We start from the raw sequence: 14,876 nt of genomic DNA on the forward strand, positions 1-14,876 counted from the left end.
AATAAATACCAGTAGTAGATTAATGTTGAACCACGGATTGGAAAACAGAGAATACATCAAACTCCCCGAAGGCGTTGATATCGCCATAACTCCCGCTGGCGTTGTTGCCCGAAGCTATGCCTACATTATCGATTTTATTATCCGTAGTTTGGTTTTACTTGCTGTAGGTACTGTATTTGCCTTTTTTGGCGATGCTGGGCAGGGACTTATATTAATTGCTTACTTTTTAATTTCATGGGGCTATAACATCCTGTTTGAAATGGAAAGTGGCCAAACGCCGGGTAAAAAACGCCTTAAAATCCGTGTTGTGCAAGACAATGGTTTACCGGCAAGCTTTTCGCAAATTGTAGTGCGTAACTTACTACGCCCAGCCGATATGCTACCTATAGGCTATTTCTTAGGCCTTGTGGTTATGTTGTTTAACAACCGTTTTAAACGCATTGGTGATTGGGCTGCAGGCACCATGGTTATTTACGACGATGAGTTAGCTACGCGCCCTGAATTATCTCAAGGTGAAGTGCATATTCCTACCATTAGCTTAACCACCGAAGAGCAATTAGCGGTGCTTGCTTTTGCAGAGCGTCATGATGAATTATCTGATGCAAGGCGCCGTGAGTTGGCAGCTATTTTAGCCACACCGTTTTTTGCTGAAGAGTATGAGATTGAGGCGCAGCTCGTTAGCTATGCACGCCACTTTGCAGGTCAAGTTCAACACGATAGCGATTACCCGCAGCAGGAGGGTAAGCAATGAAGCAAACTCAATTTGTAAAATCAAATAGCGTCAGTTGGGATGAGTTTAAAGCGCTTTGCGAGCAAAGTAGTGCGGAGTCTTTACCTGTTAATTTCCCTAACTTGTATCGCAAAGTCTGTAATGATTTAGCCATTGCGCAAAGTCGTCAATACAGCCCGGTGTTGATTGAGCAAATAAACAGGTTGGTACAGTTAGGACAAAAGCGCCTTTATTTATCTCGAAGCAATCAATTTTCTGAAATATGGCATGTGGCCCGCACGGCATTTCCGCGTGCACTGTATGAAAATCGTTTAATGCTTGGTATTAACTTATTGGCATTTTGGGGATTGGCCTTAATTGCTTTTATTTGGGTAACTATCGACCCTGATGCTGCGTATACATTTTTAGGGCAAGGCACTGTCCTTAATATCGAACAAATGTATAACCCTAGTGGTAGCGTTCAATCGGCGGAGCGCGGCGCACCGCAAGATCTGATGATGTTCGGGGTCTATATCTACAATAACATTGGTATCGCATTTCAGATGTTTGCAGGTGGCGTATTGTTCTGTGTTGGCGCTGCTTTTTTTCTATTGTTCAATAGTTTTTATTTTGGTGCTGTTGCAGCTCACATTGTGAATGTTGGATTTGAAGGGCCGTTTTTTTCGTTTGTAATAACCCATGGCTCATTTGAGTTAACCGCTATCATCATTGCCTCAGCGGCCGGGTGTCAAATAGGTTATGGCTTGTTAAATCCTGGGCAGTATACTCGCGCATATGCGATGAAACAGGCTGCACAAAAAGCGCTTCCACTGATTGTTGGCGCATTTTTAATGTTAGTCATTGCCGCTTTTATCGAAGCATTTTGGTCACCCCGTGATATTGCTAACGAAGTTAAATATTTAGTTGGCAGCGGTTGTTGGGCTTATGTCGTTTTTCGCTTATACAGGGGAATGCGTTATGGAGCTTAATCGACTTAGCTTCAATCCTCGCAAGCGCAGTGCTTATGAAACCTTTGATTTAACAGTGTTGCTAGTTAAGCAGCATGCTCTAGCGTTGGTTTCTTTGTATTTGATGGTGGCAGTACCCGTATTTTTGATTGTCGGCTTTTTATTAAGCTGGGGCATAGGTGGCTTTGTTGTTTGGTGGCTTAAACCTGTATTTGAGCGACCTTTACTCGATTACATGTCAAAAGCGGTTTTCAATCAGCCAGTCAACATAATGAGTAGCTTAAAGTCACTCAAGCAGTTAAAAATCGCTGATATATTAGCGCATTTAACCGTTTTTAGGCTCAGCCCAAACAGAGCATTTTTAGCCCCTGTAGAACAACTTGAACGACTATCAGGTGAGCGCAAAACTAAGCGTAAGCAGGTGTTGTTTGCTTCAACTAAGCCTAAGCAGACATTGTGGATGCTGTTCTGTGTACATTTTGAGTTTATCTTATTGATGGGAATATCGGCACTGACAATTGCACTTGTGCCCCATTCATTCTCTGCACAAGAAGCCATGTACCAAATATTCGAAGCGCCAATCTGGGGTGAGATAGCGTTTAACTTTATTTATATCATCAGTATCTCGTTAGTCGCACCGTTATTTGTAACAGGTGGTTTCCTTGCTTATTTACACCGTCGAGTTGAACTAGAAGGCTGGGATATCGAGCTGGCTTTTAAAAATATTCGCACCCGTCTTGCAGGCGTAGTCAGTGCTGTAGCACTACTTATATTTACAACGTTTACGCTGCAACCATCAACAAGCTATGCAGAGCAAATCGATAAGCAAGCGGTAAAAGAGCAAGTTACTGCTCTTTATAATGAGCCTAATGTCATTGAAACTGAGACCACATGGGTGCCAAATATCGAAGCAAAAGCGAGTTCATCAGAGAGTGACTGGTCATGGCTTATCGATGTGTTTACTGCCATTGGCGAAGTGTTTGGCGTGTTAGTTTGGGTATTGGTCGGTTTATTAGTTATTTGGTTGGTTTATTACCTAATGCAAAAACGCGGTTTTTTTGCCAACTTAAGCTTACCAGAACGTACAAAAGTAAATGAAGAGCCAGTTATCCCAACCTTATTTGCAGAAATTAAAAGTAAGGATTTACCAGCAGATTTAATTGCCGCTGCAAAGCAATGTTTTGAGCAAGGTGAGCACCGCTTAGCGCTGGCGTATTTACTTCATCATGCGCTGAGTTGGGCGCAGCAACAACATGAAGTGCGCTTGCACCGCTCGATGACTGAGCGCGAATGTAAACGTGCAATCGATGCTAGGGTGCCAAATCAAGGACAAGCAATTTTTGCCCGCTTATTTTCTGCGTGGGTCACGGTTGCTTGGGGCCATAAAACCCCTGATATCGACTTTATCGAGCTGACAGAGCAAATTACGGCAATGACAACAGAGACTAAGGAGCAAGCCCATGAAGCTTAAGGTTGTGCTCATAGCGGTGCTAGTGGTGTTTAGCTTATTTGTTATTGCTGGTATTGCTTCTTTAGATTGGCAGAAAAAAGAAATAGAAATTGGCTTTCATAGTGATGTGGCAAAAGATAACTTCACGATGGCTAAGCGGCTACTTAAAGCCAATGGTATCGATTGGAATAAAAACAAACGCTTGGCAGAGCAAGCACAAAGTGATGAGTTAAACATAGACCCACAAAGTATCTTAATTTTGGATGAGGCGGTGCTTGCTGACTCCTACCAATTAGATGTACAGCTTGCTGATTGGGTCGCTGATGGCGGACGTTTAATTTATGTATTAAACAGGCAACGTGATGAGCTGGCGATTGATAGCACCGTATTTTTTAGTCAGCTTGGCATCAATGTACAAAGCCAAGAAGATGTTTTTGAATATGATTTTGCGATGCTCAAAGAAGGGAATAAAAATAGTAATTTATTAATTGATGAAAACACTCAGCTTGACCTTGAGCTAAGCCGTGCCTTTTTTATTGAAAACTGCCCCGGTGTGAGTACAAATAATGATAACGGCGATACCTTGATGTGTGACTTTGCATTTGGTCAAGGTAGGGTCATTGTGATGCCATCGCTGTTACCTTTTACCAATTACCGACTTCGCCATCTGGATCATGGCAGTTTATTGCTTTGGTTAAGTAAAGGGGCTGAAAAAGTAACGTATGTACCTTATCTGACTTACCCAAACTGGTTTGCTAAATTATGGCACTGGAGCTGGCAATTTGTGGTGACGTTGCTGTTATTAATTGTGCTTGCAGTGTGGCATATCAGTAGTCGTATCGGCCGCTCTTATGCTCCTGACTTCGATATAAAAACCAGCTTTAATCAGCATATTCGAGCAGTAGCAAACTTTTATTCAGAGCATGGTCACGAAGCCGTGTTATTTACAGCACTCAAGAAAGATTTTTACGCCAAAGTAGAGTCGCGAGTGCCTAACTTTAAGATGCTTAGTGCTGAAAAGCAGGCGCAGATCATCGCTAATTTAACTCATTTTGAAAAACAACAGGTGGCTGAGTTGCTTGCTAGCAAGTTGCCTGAGTCCAAAGAACAACGAACAGAATATATAAAACGATTTAAACAATTAAGGAATGCCTTATGAGCACGGAATTAGACACTAATCGCATGAGCTTAGTTGAGGCAGCTGATGCAGTAAAACAAGTAAAGCATAACATTTCGCGTGTGTTAGTTGGTCAAGATGCTATTGTTGAAGATGTGCTTACGGTGCTCTTTGCGGGTGGTCATGTGTTACTTGAAGGGGTTCCAGGGCTTGGTAAAACGCTACTGGTTAGAGCCTTAGCAAAAAGCTTAAATGTAGACTTTTCGCGAGTGCAGTTTACACCGGATTTAATGCCTTCAGATGTTGTTGGTCATAGTTTGTATGATATGAAATCAGGTGAATTTAATATCAAAAAAGGCCCAGCATTTACTAATATTTTGCTGGCTGATGAAATCAACCGTGCACCAGCTAAAACGCAATCAGCTCTTCTTGAGGTGATGCAAGAGCAACAAATCACCATTGATGGCGAGTCATTATCTATTGATTCACCGTTTATGGTATTAGCCACTCAAAACCCATTAGATCAAGAAGGGACGTACCCACTGCCTGAGGCTGAATTAGACCGTTTTATGATGAAAGTGGAGCTTGGTTTTCCTTCTCATGAATCGGAAGTTGAGCTTTTAAAACTGAATACACAAATTGTCTCTAATGAAACCAAAGTAGAGCAGCTCCCTGCGGTATTGGATGCTAAGCGAATTGCTGAAATTAAACAGCTTTGTGCAGATATTTTAGTAGACGAACAAATACTGAATTATGCCGTCGATATCGTGCGTAGTTCACGAACTTGGCAAGGCGTATTGCACGGCGCAGGGTTACGTGCCTCAATTAATATCATTAAAGCGGCAAAAGTAATGGCATTAATGAATGGCCGTGACTTTGTAACTCCTGATGATGTGAAGTCAGTGTCTGTGAATATTTTAAGACACCGATTAATTTTATCGGCTGATTTGGAGCTGGAAGGGGTGTCATTTGATGAAGTGATCAATGCCATTTTAGCCAGTGTTGAAGCACCACGCTCATGAATCGCATTAAGCATAGACCTGCAAAACGCTTAGTACAATTAACAGCTTTGTTGTTGTTATTGTTGCTTGTCTGTGCCATTGCATCAGTTGACAGCTTAGTGCTAACGGCCTTGCTCTTAGTGCCTTTATTGCTCGCATTTGTAGATTACATAGCATCGAAGTCAGAGCCTTTACTTGAAGTAAGTGCACAAACGAGTCTCAACATGGCTTTGTATCGCCGCCAAGCATTGCAGCTAGTGATTAAAAATAAAGCGAAGCATGCGACCATGCTAGATGTCAGTGTTCATTTAAGTAATGCAATTGAGCTACAAAAGCCACAGCAAACGGTGTTTATAGATGCAATGCAACAAGCAAAGCAGAGCTTTAGCTTACGCGCTCACAAACGAGGTGATGCGCAGATCAGTGCCATTGAACTTAGGGTAGGGTCGCCATTTGGCCTTTGGCAAACAAACTGGTTAGCTGAGCAAGCAATTCAATTAAAAGTGTATCCCGATTTTAGCCGGGTTACTTCAAAGCAGCATTTAAATGGCGTAGTGAATAAGCCTATTTCAGGCTTAAAGCTCACTAAAAAGCGCGGTGATGGTATCGAATTTCAGCAACTACGCGAATACCGCCAAGGTGATAGTGTTAGGCAAATAGACTGGCAGGCGACCAGTAAGCGTCGAAAACTCATTTCTCGTGAGTATCAAGAAGAGCAAAACCAACATGTCATAGTGATGCTAGACGCTTCTAAAAAAATGGCCATAGAAGCCAATGAAGGCAGCCACTTTGATCATGCTTTAAATGCATTGCTACTGCTGTCACACACAGTTTTAAAGCAAGGTGATTGGTTTAGCATGCAAAGCTTTAACCAAAATCTGCGTTGGTTACCTGATGTAAAAGGTGCGCAGAATGTATCACGGGTAATGAATCACTTTTATGATCTATACCCAGATAAGAGCAGCAGTGACTATTTAGTGGCTGTGAACCAATTAATCGCTAAACGCAGTAAACGTTCTTTAGTGTTATTAGTTACCACCCTTGATGAGCAAAGCATTGATGAGTTAATGCCTGCAATTAAGCTATTACAAAAACACCACTTAGTGGCACTTATTAATATTAATAACCGTGCTGTAAATGAGGTGCTCGATGAGCCTATTGAAAAGTACGAAGATGCAACCAGTTACTGTGCAGCATTAGCACTACTAAATTCACATAAAGCCAATATGGCGAAGCTGAAAAAACAAGGTGTAATAGCCATTGACTGTAACCCTGAGCAGCTGCTACCGCATGTGCTTAACACCTATTTAAATGTGAAGCACTCCGGGGCATTGTAAGACCAGCTAGCAATAAAAAAGGCATTGAATTCAATGCCTTTTTTATTAAATAACGAAACGATTATTTTTGATTATCAATAGCTTCGTTAATTTTGTATTGGAAATAAATAACGTTAAAGAAAAACGTTAAAATACCACCTAAATGAACTGGTTCATTACTGCCTTCATTAATCAACTCTTTAATCGATGTACGAAGAGAGAAAATTAATACAATGGCAACAACAAACGAAATCAGTGACACAATACCACCAATTTCAGGTGAAACTCCTGTAAAAGACAACGCAATATTCACAATGTACAAAGCAACATAGCCATAAACTAAGCCTTGGCTTACCTGGTTTTTTGCTAATGCATTGGCTTTATTGGTTCGGCTTACTAGCCAGTATACGGCGTAGATACCAAATGTGAAAAGACATAAAAAGAACACGCCCCAAGCAGAAAAGCGGTCAAAGTTTAAAATAGGTTTATTACCGCTGGTATTTTGCTGTGTAAGCTCAGCTTCTGGCGCTTCATAGATGTTAGCTGATTCTTCAGACATAACGATTCCTCATAATTATTTTTGTATATTCCTTTGTGCAAATTGCACGTACCGATAATAGCAGTGAGGCTGGTTTTTGTACATCATTTCAACAGCCTAGAAAGTAAGGTTAACTACCATAAAGGTCAGTATAAATAAGCCTTATAGAGGGTATAGCATGAGTGAAGTTTTAAAGGTTGCTGAATTTATGTACACTGCCGCAGATTTTAATGAGGTGCTGTGTGTTATTTGTATTTTTGAGCTGTGTATTTATTTTGGTGATGTATTTAGAGTCTTTGTCTAAAGGGATGCCGGTAAAGCGTTGGATGCTGCTAGGTGGAATGCTTGGGCCTATCGCTTGGTGTTTATTTAACGTGCATTATCGCCGCGCATTTGTGCGCCATGTTGGCCGCCAATCTTGTGGCTGGCGCCCTTAAACTTTTGCTGTTTTTAACAGGCTCGGCGCAGATTTATCGAGTTGTTTTTGTAGGAAGGCGGTAAATTCAGGCTGAGACAGTGGCTTAGAGTAGTAGTAGCCTTGAACCGTCTGGCACTTTAACTGCTCTAACATCACAACCTGTTCGGCTTGTTCAACCCCTTCTGCAACCACATGCAAATCAAGGTTATGGGCAATAGTCACAATTGAGTCAACCATATTGCGGCCACGCTCTGATTGCATGTCGTCAATAAAGGCTTTATCAACTTTCAAGGTATTAAGCGGGAACTGTTTAAGATAGGCTAAAGATGAGTAACCCGTGCCAAAGTCATCCATCGCAAGGTGAATACCCCGAGCACTGAGTGAACGCATTACTGCAATTGCTTCGTTAGGGTCGTCCATAACCGTACCTTCGGTGATCTCCAGTTCAAGGAAGTAAGAGGGCAATTCATTCTTTTGCAAAATCACATCAATACGAGTGGTTAAATCAGGTAAGCTAAACTGCTTAGCCGATAAGTTCACAGCAACACGACCGTTGAATAAGCCTTGATCTATCCATGCTTTTACATCGCGGCATGCTTTATTTAAAACAACTTCACCAATTTCGATAATTTGCCCAGTTTCTTCAGCGATAGGAATAAACACTCCTGGGCTGATCACACCTTTTTTCGGGGTAATAAAGCGCACAAGAGCTTCCATACCATCGAGTTTACCTGTACGAATATTCATTTTCGGTTGGTAATACACTTCAAAGTGATCTTCTTTTAAGCCGTAACGCATTAAGTTTTCGATTTGTAAGCGTTTAACTGCTTCACGGTTCATAGTGTCGTTGAAGAACAGATAGCTATTGCCTTTTTTCTTAGCGTGATACATGGCTGTATCCGCATTTTTAAGTAATAGTTCTGGGGTATTGCCATCTTCAGGGAACAGCACGATACCGACACTTGAGGTGATCACTAGTTCGTGACCCGCCATATTAAAAGGTGTGGCAATGGCGGCTAAAAAGAGTTTTGCCATGCGAGTAATGGTATGAATATCGTTGGTACCCGACATGACCAGTGCAAACTCATCACCGCCCAGGCGATAAAACACATCTTTTTCACGGGTTAACTTATTCAAGCGCATCGCAAGCTTAGATAGCAAGCTATCCCCAAGTTGGTGACCCAGAGAGTCGTTAATTTTTTTAAAGTTATCTAGGTCAAACACTAATAAAGCGTGATGGTTATCTTGCTTAGCGAGCTTTTTCAGGTTGGTGAAAAATAAGTTTCGGTTAGGTAAGCCCGTTGTGCGGTCTCGGTTCGATAAGTTATGTAATTGTGATTCGGCTTTTTTACGCTCAGTTTGATCAGAAAAAACAACGACATAGTTACATATTTGGTTATGCTCATTTTTGATTTCATCAATTGAAATTTCAATCGGTAACAGCTGCCTTTTCGCATTGCGAAGTTTAACCTCTTGCTGCCAATGCTCTGTGGCTTTTACGGTGGCTTTAATTTCATCCACATAGCTTTGGTCATAGCCATTTAAGGTAAAATCTTTCTTTAAATATTGCTCTCGGGTACCACCAAATAGCGTTAAGAAGCTTGGGTTTAAGTCAACCAGCTTAAAGTTTTTATCGAAAATGGCGATGGCGTCAGTTAGCGACTCAACGCATTTAGCGAATAGGTTTAAACGGGCTTCTGTTGATTTAAGCTGAGAAATATCTCTTACAGTGCCTGTCATACGCAAAGGGTTGAGGTTTGCGTCTTTTTCGATGATTTTGCCGCGATCTAGTACCCAATGCCAACGACCGAGGCTGTCTTTAATCCGGTAACTTGCTTCAAAAAAGGCGGTGTGTTCGGCAAAGTGTTTTTTTAGTGCTGTTTCAACGTGTTGTAAGTCGTGTGGGTGAATCAATTCGCGGTTAGGGGGAAAGCCGCTGCTACTGTTTGTATCTGAGGTGTATTTATCGTTAATTCGCAGCACTTCTCCGGTTTTAATATTCCAATCCCAGAGGGTATCGCCACTGCCTTCTACGGTACTTTTTAAGCGATGTTCTGAAATACGCAGTTGTTTTCGAGAGCGCTTTAATTTGAAAATTATAAATAATAGGTACGGCAATAACAGCATCATAATAGCACTTGGAATAAGCAGCAATGTGCTCTGTTCAAGCTCTATGGGGCTGGCGGATGCTGAAAAAATCCCAGCCATACTTATTGTTAAAAAAGCAGAAATCATTTTTATTATTTTTATCATTAATGCATTACCGTAATTCGCACCAATTAATCTAATCTAAGCTCGCGTTCGAGTCAAAGAGAATGCGAAGAAAGGCTTGCTTTTGGCTGTTTTTTAGCCTTTGGCTCACTTAAAAGTTCTATTCTTGGCCTGTTTTCACTGAACGTTTCGGTAATATACTGCTGCATTTGAGTAAGGCTTAACTTATCAAGTGCCTCTAAAAGCTGTTGTTGCATATTAAATTCAGTATCGCGATTACCAATAGCTAACCATAGGCGCTGTGAGCGTAAGCGCAAATTTTTATCTTTTTCAGCAATGTGTGTAACAAGACCTGCTTTGGTATCGAGCCATTGCTGCTCAGAAATGTTGTTTACTTGTGCCACATAATTATTAATAAATTGCTGGTGACGCTGAAGTATCTCATCAGCACTATGCATAGGTGACTGCACGTAAAAAGCAATACCAGCACGGGTATTAAAAGGAGCATAGCCCGCACCAACTAAGTAGCCGAGCTGTTGCTTGGTTCTTAACTCATTAAAATAATCTTGGTTTATTAAATGATTAAGTACCATCATTTGCACCTTTTCGGTAGTGTCATCCGTTTGTGCTTGATAGTACAGCACCATCGCATGATCGCTACAATTTAACGTGAAGCGCTGTTGATCTACTTCGGTTATATCGTTAAGTGGTCGCGTTAAATCAATAATTGTGGTGCTGTCAGCTAGGTGTTTAGTCACTTGCTTTTGGAACTTAAGCGCATCACTACGTTGCCAGTTACCATGTAAAAAAGACTCAACGTGCAAGGCTTTAAAAAACTCATTTCTAAAGCAATTAAATTGATGGAAGCTAGTATCCTTTAAAGCTTGTGCTAAGGCATTAGGCTCTGGGTTCCATGGCATGATTTGCGCACCCAAAATACTAAATAGCTCACTAACAGGTTTGTTTTGATTGCTGTTTCGCCAGTGTCTAACGAGCTGCTTTTTATATTCAGCAAAGCGTTTTGCGCAGATTTCAACATTAAAGAGTGCTTCAAGTAACTCATTAACCAGCTCTAACTGACTCGATGAAAGACCCGCAGTATGTAGGGTTAAGCCACCTTGGTGAGAGGTTAAGTGATAACTAAGACCAGCCAATTCTGCTGGATAAAATTGCTCAGCAACACTGTCCATAAACAGGTCTGCAAATAAGCGGGTAAGGGCCATGTGTTTAACATCTTTAATTGCAAAGGTTGAGTCCATTGCTAAGTAAAAATGCCCTTTAGCTACTCTGAAAGTTGCGTCTTGTTTAAACCAAAAATCAAAGCCGTCTCGTGTGACTAAAAGCTCAGGTGATTTATTTGGCTCGTCTAATGGTAATAGTTCAACATCTTTTGTGAGGTATGGGTTAGCACTTGGTAAGCACATCTGTGGTAATGGCGTGTTTATTTCACTAAGCGCTTCTAACCAACTTGCTGAGATGTCTTCTACTTTATATGGGGTGTTGTACCAAGCAGTGGTGTGCTCAGGCTCAACACCTGGATGAATGAGTACTAAGCGCATGTTATCAGGTGTTAGCCATTGCATAGCAATTTCATGGGCACAACGGTTAAAGCCTTCCATTAAATAATCGCCTTGCACATAGTTGGCTTCATCGTAATGCTGCATATTAATGCTTAAGTTACTTACCCAATCAATTAAGCGCGCTTTTTCTTGGTTATCAAAGGCAATTTGCAAGAGGTTCTTTTTGTCTTGATAAAGACGCGGCAATTTATCGCAGTTTTGGTTAATTAAGCAGATATACTCAAACACCATTTCAACGATATCTTCATAGTATTCAATACCTTCATCAGTTAACGCCATACTGATGTTAAAATCTTTGAAATTACTGCCATTAATGCCACCACCCGCTGAAAGGGCATTGATCCAGCCTTGCTCTTTTAGAATAGAGTACAGCGACCCTTTGCCTTCGTAGCCGAGTAAGTGGGCAATAAAACTAACGGTTTTGTGACGATAAAAGTCATCTATATTTGGCATCGCAAAGCTAATAATGAGCTTTTGCATATGTTTATGTGGCTCAATGTGTAACACCTTACCTAAGTCTTGTTTACGGTAAAGTGGCTGCTCTATGATCTCTTTACTTTTTGGCTGACCTTTAATTTCGCTAAATAACCGTTTTACCCAGGTGGTCATGGTCGCAATATCTTCATTGCTACATATCACCAGTGTCATCCACTGAGCCTGATAGTGGCTATCGAAAAAAGCACGTAGCTCATCACTGATACAGCCCTCACGATCCGCGAGGGTTTGCTGGTTACCGACCGAAAACTTTGCAAAAGGGTGCGCTGGGTTAACCGTTTCTTTATGAGCCTGATAAATACGGCGGCCGTCATCTTTTATTTTTAGTTTAAATTCTGCGTCTATAGCATTACGTTCTTTAGTTGTCTCTTTAGGATTTAAGAGTGGGGCAATAAAAAAACGACTGAATTGTGCTAGTGCCTCAGCAAACTGTTGGTTATTAATATCAAAGAAGTAGCAAGTGTGCTCAGTGCCAGTCCAGGCATTGGTGTTGCCACCAGATTGCGATACAAAATTAGAAAACCCGCCCGATTCTGGGTACAGGTCAGTGCCTAAAAAAAGCATATGCTCTAAAAAGTGCGCGAGACCTTGCCTATCAAGGGGGTCATCGAAATGGCCTGCGTTAATAGCCATTGAAGCCGCTGATTTTGTTGACTCTAAGTCTTGCACTAAAAGTACTTTTAGACCATTGTCCAGTGTTAGGGGTTGATATGTTCTGTTATCATTGCGGCTGATATTCAAAAGATGCTCCTGAAAGAGTGCGTTAATGTCCTAACAACAGATGATATTTTCAGGAAAGCTAAAAAAGACAGAGCTACGAAAATCTACCTGAATATCATAAGCGGATGTTTAATGTATCTAGTGATGATATTCTAATATAGCGAACAATCAAGCAAACTGGCTACTGTTTTATATTCTTTAATCGGTTGATTTTTTATGAAAACAATCTTAATCATGCGCCATGGCGAAGCTACGCCAATGCAAGCAGATGATGCAGCAAGACAACTGACCGAGACGGGTCACCAAGAAGCCAGTCGAATGGGGCAGTGGTTAGCAACACACCATAAACCTGATGCTCTGTTGGTAAGTCCTTACATTCGCGCACAACAAACTGCTATGGATGCGACGCAACATATTTCGTTACAATTTAACGAAACCTGCAGTGATATTACCCCCGATGGTGTACCGCAAATTGCTGCTGATTACCTAGAAACCTTGATTGCTATGCATCCAGACTGCAATACCTGGTTGGTCGTTGCCCATATGCCAATTGTTAGCTACTTAGTTGATCAGTTAAGCCCTGGTCATATGCCAATCTTCAATACAGGGGCGGTTGCTGTTATCGAATATGATGAACACAAACAGCGCAGTCAGTACCTCAGTATTCACTCGCCAAATAACGTCGAAATCTAACAGTGGATTTGCTAAATTAGCGCCACTGTTAATTTTTTAAGTTCTTACTATGACAATCGAACGTTTACAAACCGGTGCGCGTATGAGCCGCATCGTTAAGCATAACGGCACAGTATACCTATGCGGCCAAGTTTGTGCTGATGCCGAAAAAGATATCACCGAACAAACTCAAACCATGCTAGATAAGGTCGAAGCGCTACTTATTGAAGCAGGTAGTAGCAAAGAGCACATGCTAAGTGCCACAATTTACCTGAAGAGCATGGAATACTTTGCACAAATGAACGCTGTTTGGGATGCATGGGTGCCACAGGGTCATGCACCAGCTCGCGCTTGTGTTGAGGCAAAAATGGCGCGCGATGCATTATTAGTTGAGATTTCTGTCGTTGCAGCCGTTAAGTAACGAGCAGCGTATCGCGCAGATGATTGCTCGCTTTAATGAGCAATCAGGGCGCGAACTGATTGAACTGCCACATTGGCATTTTTGCGACAATGAGCAAGATGCCAATGACTGCGCATTGCTGGTTTTAAATGGCGTAAAACAAGCAACAACCCCTTCACTTTATTGGTTTAAAGCCCATAATGAAGCCCTTCCTGAAGTTGGTGATTTAGCCATTTTTACCAATTGGCAGGGACAGCCACTCGGCATAATTGAAACCGTCTCTGTAACTATTACCCCATATAATCAAATAAGCGCCGATTACGCCGCATTAGAAGGCGAGGGCGACAAGAGTCTTGAGTACTGGCAGCGTGTGCATTGGGATTATTATCAGCGAGAGCTCGCGGACACAGAGTATCAATGTCACCCTGAGATGCCGTTGGTGTGTGAGCAGTTTAAGTTAGTTTTCAAGGAGTCAGAATGAGCACGAATCCTGTGGTTCTTATTACCGGAGGCGGCCGCGGTATAGGTGCAGCAACAGCAAAACTATTTGCTAAACATGGCTATGATGTGTGTATTAATTATAAGTCAGATCACGCAAGTGCAGAGCAGGTCGCTGATGAGATAAATGCGCTTGGCGTGAATGCTTATTTGTTGCAAGCCGATATTGCCGATGAGCAGCAAGTACTCGCCATGTTCGCCAAATTAGATGCTCAGGTTTCGCGGTTAGATGTGTTAGTTAATAACGCAGCGATGATGATGCCGCAAATGCCGTTATTAGAGATGGATGCTAAGCGTATCAACGCTATTTTAAGTTGTAATGTTACAGGGGCATTTTTGTGCGCGCGAGAAGCAATAAAGCGTATGGACAAAGGCAGTATTGTCAATGTTTCATCGGGTGCGTCGCGAACAGGCTCGCCAAATGAATATTTAGATTATGCTGCATCTAAAGGAGCGCTTGATACTTTCACGATTGGCCTTGCCAAAGAAGTTGCGAGTAAAGGTATTCGGGTAAACGCGGTAAGGCCAGGCCTTATTTATACCGATATGCACCGTGATGGCGGTGAAGCAAACCGAGTTGATAGGTTAAAATCTAAGTTACCGCTAGGGCGAGGTGGTGAAGCTGACGAGGTTGCCTCAGCGATTTACTTTTTGGCAAGTGAGCAAGCCTCATTCACAACGGGCAGTTTTATAGACGTATCGGGTGGGCTTTAGTAAGCCTTGCTGGTGGTAACTGCTTTGAGGGGTTATTATTTCCTAATATAAACCATAAAAATAACCCAA

At 41.8% G+C, this 14,876-nt stretch carries 14 protein-coding genes; 11 read left to right on the plus strand and 3 right to left on the minus strand.

Going from position 1 to position 14,876, the window contains the following annotated elements; genetic code table 11:
- Window positions 1–22 precede the first annotated feature (22 nt).
- The 6 genes from AN213_RS06615 to AN213_RS06640 are packed head-to-tail and all read left to right on the plus strand — an operon-like array spanning window position 23 to window position 6,582.
- Window positions 23–751 carry an RDD family protein gene (locus AN213_RS06615; protein ID WP_055197990.1) on the plus strand — a complete coding sequence of 243 codons (729 nt, stop codon included), beginning with the start codon at window positions 23–25 and terminating at the stop codon, window positions 749–751.
- Complete coding sequence (locus AN213_RS06620) at window positions 748–1,698, plus strand: stage II sporulation protein M (RefSeq protein ID WP_055197992.1); 951 nt, start codon at window positions 748–750, stop codon at window positions 1,696–1,698. The genes AN213_RS06615 and AN213_RS06620 overlap by 4 nt, the downstream gene beginning before the upstream one ends.
- Complete coding sequence (locus AN213_RS06625) at window positions 1,688–3,148, plus strand: hypothetical protein (RefSeq protein ID WP_055197994.1); 1,461 nt, start codon at window positions 1,688–1,690, stop codon at window positions 3,146–3,148. The genes AN213_RS06620 and AN213_RS06625 overlap by 11 nt, the downstream gene beginning before the upstream one ends.
- Window positions 3,138–4,286 carry a DUF4350 domain-containing protein gene (locus AN213_RS06630; RefSeq protein ID WP_055197996.1) on the plus strand — a complete coding sequence of 383 codons (1,149 nt, stop codon included), beginning with the start codon at window positions 3,138–3,140 and terminating at the stop codon, window positions 4,284–4,286. The genes AN213_RS06625 and AN213_RS06630 overlap by 11 nt, the downstream gene beginning before the upstream one ends.
- Complete coding sequence (locus AN213_RS06635) at window positions 4,283–5,266, plus strand: MoxR family ATPase (protein WP_054553208.1); 984 nt, start codon at window positions 4,283–4,285, stop codon at window positions 5,264–5,266. Before AN213_RS06630 ends, AN213_RS06635 begins: the two co-directional genes overlap by 4 nt.
- Window positions 5,263–6,582, plus strand: a complete 1,320-nt coding sequence (locus tag AN213_RS06640; RefSeq protein WP_055197999.1) for a DUF58 domain-containing protein — start codon at window positions 5,263–5,265, stop codon at window positions 6,580–6,582. The genes AN213_RS06635 and AN213_RS06640 overlap by 4 nt, the downstream gene beginning before the upstream one ends.
- Before the next feature lie 61 nt (window positions 6,583–6,643).
- Here AN213_RS06640 and AN213_RS06645 read toward each other — a convergent pair whose 3' ends face one another.
- Window positions 6,644–7,120 carry a DUF4234 domain-containing protein gene (locus AN213_RS06645; RefSeq protein WP_054562127.1) on the minus strand — a complete coding sequence of 159 codons (477 nt, stop codon included), beginning with the start codon at window positions 7,118–7,120 and terminating at the stop codon, window positions 6,644–6,646.
- A 221-nt stretch (window positions 7,121–7,341) separates the two neighbouring features.
- On the opposite strand from AN213_RS06645, the gene AN213_RS06650 reads away from it, so the two are divergent.
- On the plus strand, window positions 7,342–7,536 hold the full coding sequence (locus tag AN213_RS06650) for a hypothetical protein (protein ID WP_055020727.1): 195 nt from the start codon (window positions 7,342–7,344) through the stop codon (window positions 7,534–7,536).
- On the opposite strand, the gene AN213_RS06655 is transcribed toward AN213_RS06650, so the two are convergent.
- Together AN213_RS06655 and AN213_RS06660 are read right to left on the minus strand one after the other, a co-directional pair.
- Window positions 7,533–9,647: an EAL domain-containing protein gene (locus AN213_RS06655; RefSeq protein ID WP_408002928.1), complete on the minus strand. Its 2,115-nt coding sequence runs from the start codon at window positions 9,645–9,647 to the stop codon at window positions 7,533–7,535. The genes AN213_RS06650 and AN213_RS06655 overlap by 4 nt on opposite strands.
- Before the next feature lie 176 nt (window positions 9,648–9,823).
- The gene (locus tag AN213_RS06660; protein WP_055198001.1) at window positions 9,824–12,544 is read right to left on the minus strand and encodes an insulinase family protein; all 2,721 of its coding nucleotides are present in this window, start codon (window positions 12,542–12,544) and stop codon (window positions 9,824–9,826) included.
- A gap of 195 nt (window positions 12,545–12,739) precedes the next feature.
- Here AN213_RS06660 and sixA point away from each other — a divergent pair, with 195 nt between their 5' ends.
- From sixA to AN213_RS06680, 4 genes are read left to right on the plus strand one after another with little or no spacing between them, the layout of a single operon-like run.
- Window positions 12,740–13,216: a phosphohistidine phosphatase SixA gene (gene sixA, locus AN213_RS06665; protein WP_055020730.1), complete on the plus strand. Its 477-nt coding sequence runs from the start codon at window positions 12,740–12,742 to the stop codon at window positions 13,214–13,216.
- Between the two features lie 49 nt (window positions 13,217–13,265).
- Window positions 13,266–13,616, plus strand: coding sequence for a RidA family protein (locus AN213_RS06670; protein ID WP_054562122.1), 351 nt, complete (start codon window positions 13,266–13,268; stop codon window positions 13,614–13,616).
- Entirely contained in the window at window positions 13,600–14,076 is a 477-nt protein-coding gene (locus AN213_RS06675; RefSeq protein WP_055198003.1) for an ASCH domain-containing protein, read from the plus strand. The genes AN213_RS06670 and AN213_RS06675 overlap by 17 nt, the downstream gene beginning before the upstream one ends.
- Complete coding sequence (locus tag AN213_RS06680; RefSeq protein WP_055198005.1) at window positions 14,073–14,807, plus strand: SDR family oxidoreductase; 735 nt, start codon at window positions 14,073–14,075, stop codon at window positions 14,805–14,807. The genes AN213_RS06675 and AN213_RS06680 overlap by 4 nt, the downstream gene beginning before the upstream one ends.
- Window positions 14,808–14,876: the final 69 nt, after the last annotated feature.

Origin of the sequence: Pseudoalteromonas sp. P1-8, assembly GCF_001399985.1 — a bacterium.
Classification (GTDB): Bacteria; Pseudomonadota; Gammaproteobacteria; order Enterobacterales; family Alteromonadaceae; genus Pseudoalteromonas.

Excerpts from the sequence above, each read along its gene's own strand:
- AN213_RS06630 (WP_055197996.1), top strand. The coding sequence starts at position 3,138 with ATGAAGCTTAAGGTTGTGCTCATAGCGGTGCTAGTGGTGTTTAGCTTA.
- sixA (WP_055020730.1), top strand. The coding sequence starts at position 12,740 with ATGAAAACAATCTTAATCATGCGCCATGGCGAAGCTACGCCAATGCAA.
- AN213_RS06655 (WP_408002928.1), bottom strand. The coding sequence starts at position 9,647 with ATGATGCTGTTATTGCCGTACCTATTATTTATAATTTTCAAATTAAAG.
- AN213_RS06645 (WP_054562127.1), bottom strand. The coding sequence starts at position 7,120 with ATGTCTGAAGAATCAGCTAACATCTATGAAGCGCCAGAAGCTGAGCTT.
- AN213_RS06680 (WP_055198005.1), top strand. The coding sequence starts at position 14,073 with ATGAGCACGAATCCTGTGGTTCTTATTACCGGAGGCGGCCGCGGTATA.
- AN213_RS06635 (WP_054553208.1), top strand. The coding sequence starts at position 4,283 with ATGAGCACGGAATTAGACACTAATCGCATGAGCTTAGTTGAGGCAGCT.
- AN213_RS06640 (WP_055197999.1), top strand. The coding sequence starts at position 5,263 with ATGAATCGCATTAAGCATAGACCTGCAAAACGCTTAGTACAATTAACA.
- AN213_RS06615 (WP_055197990.1), top strand. The coding sequence starts at position 23 with ATGTTGAACCACGGATTGGAAAACAGAGAATACATCAAACTCCCCGAA.
- AN213_RS06620 (WP_055197992.1), top strand. The coding sequence starts at position 748 with ATGAAGCAAACTCAATTTGTAAAATCAAATAGCGTCAGTTGGGATGAG.
- AN213_RS06670 (WP_054562122.1), top strand. The coding sequence starts at position 13,266 with ATGACAATCGAACGTTTACAAACCGGTGCGCGTATGAGCCGCATCGTT.
- AN213_RS06625 (WP_055197994.1), top strand. The coding sequence starts at position 1,688 with ATGGAGCTTAATCGACTTAGCTTCAATCCTCGCAAGCGCAGTGCTTAT.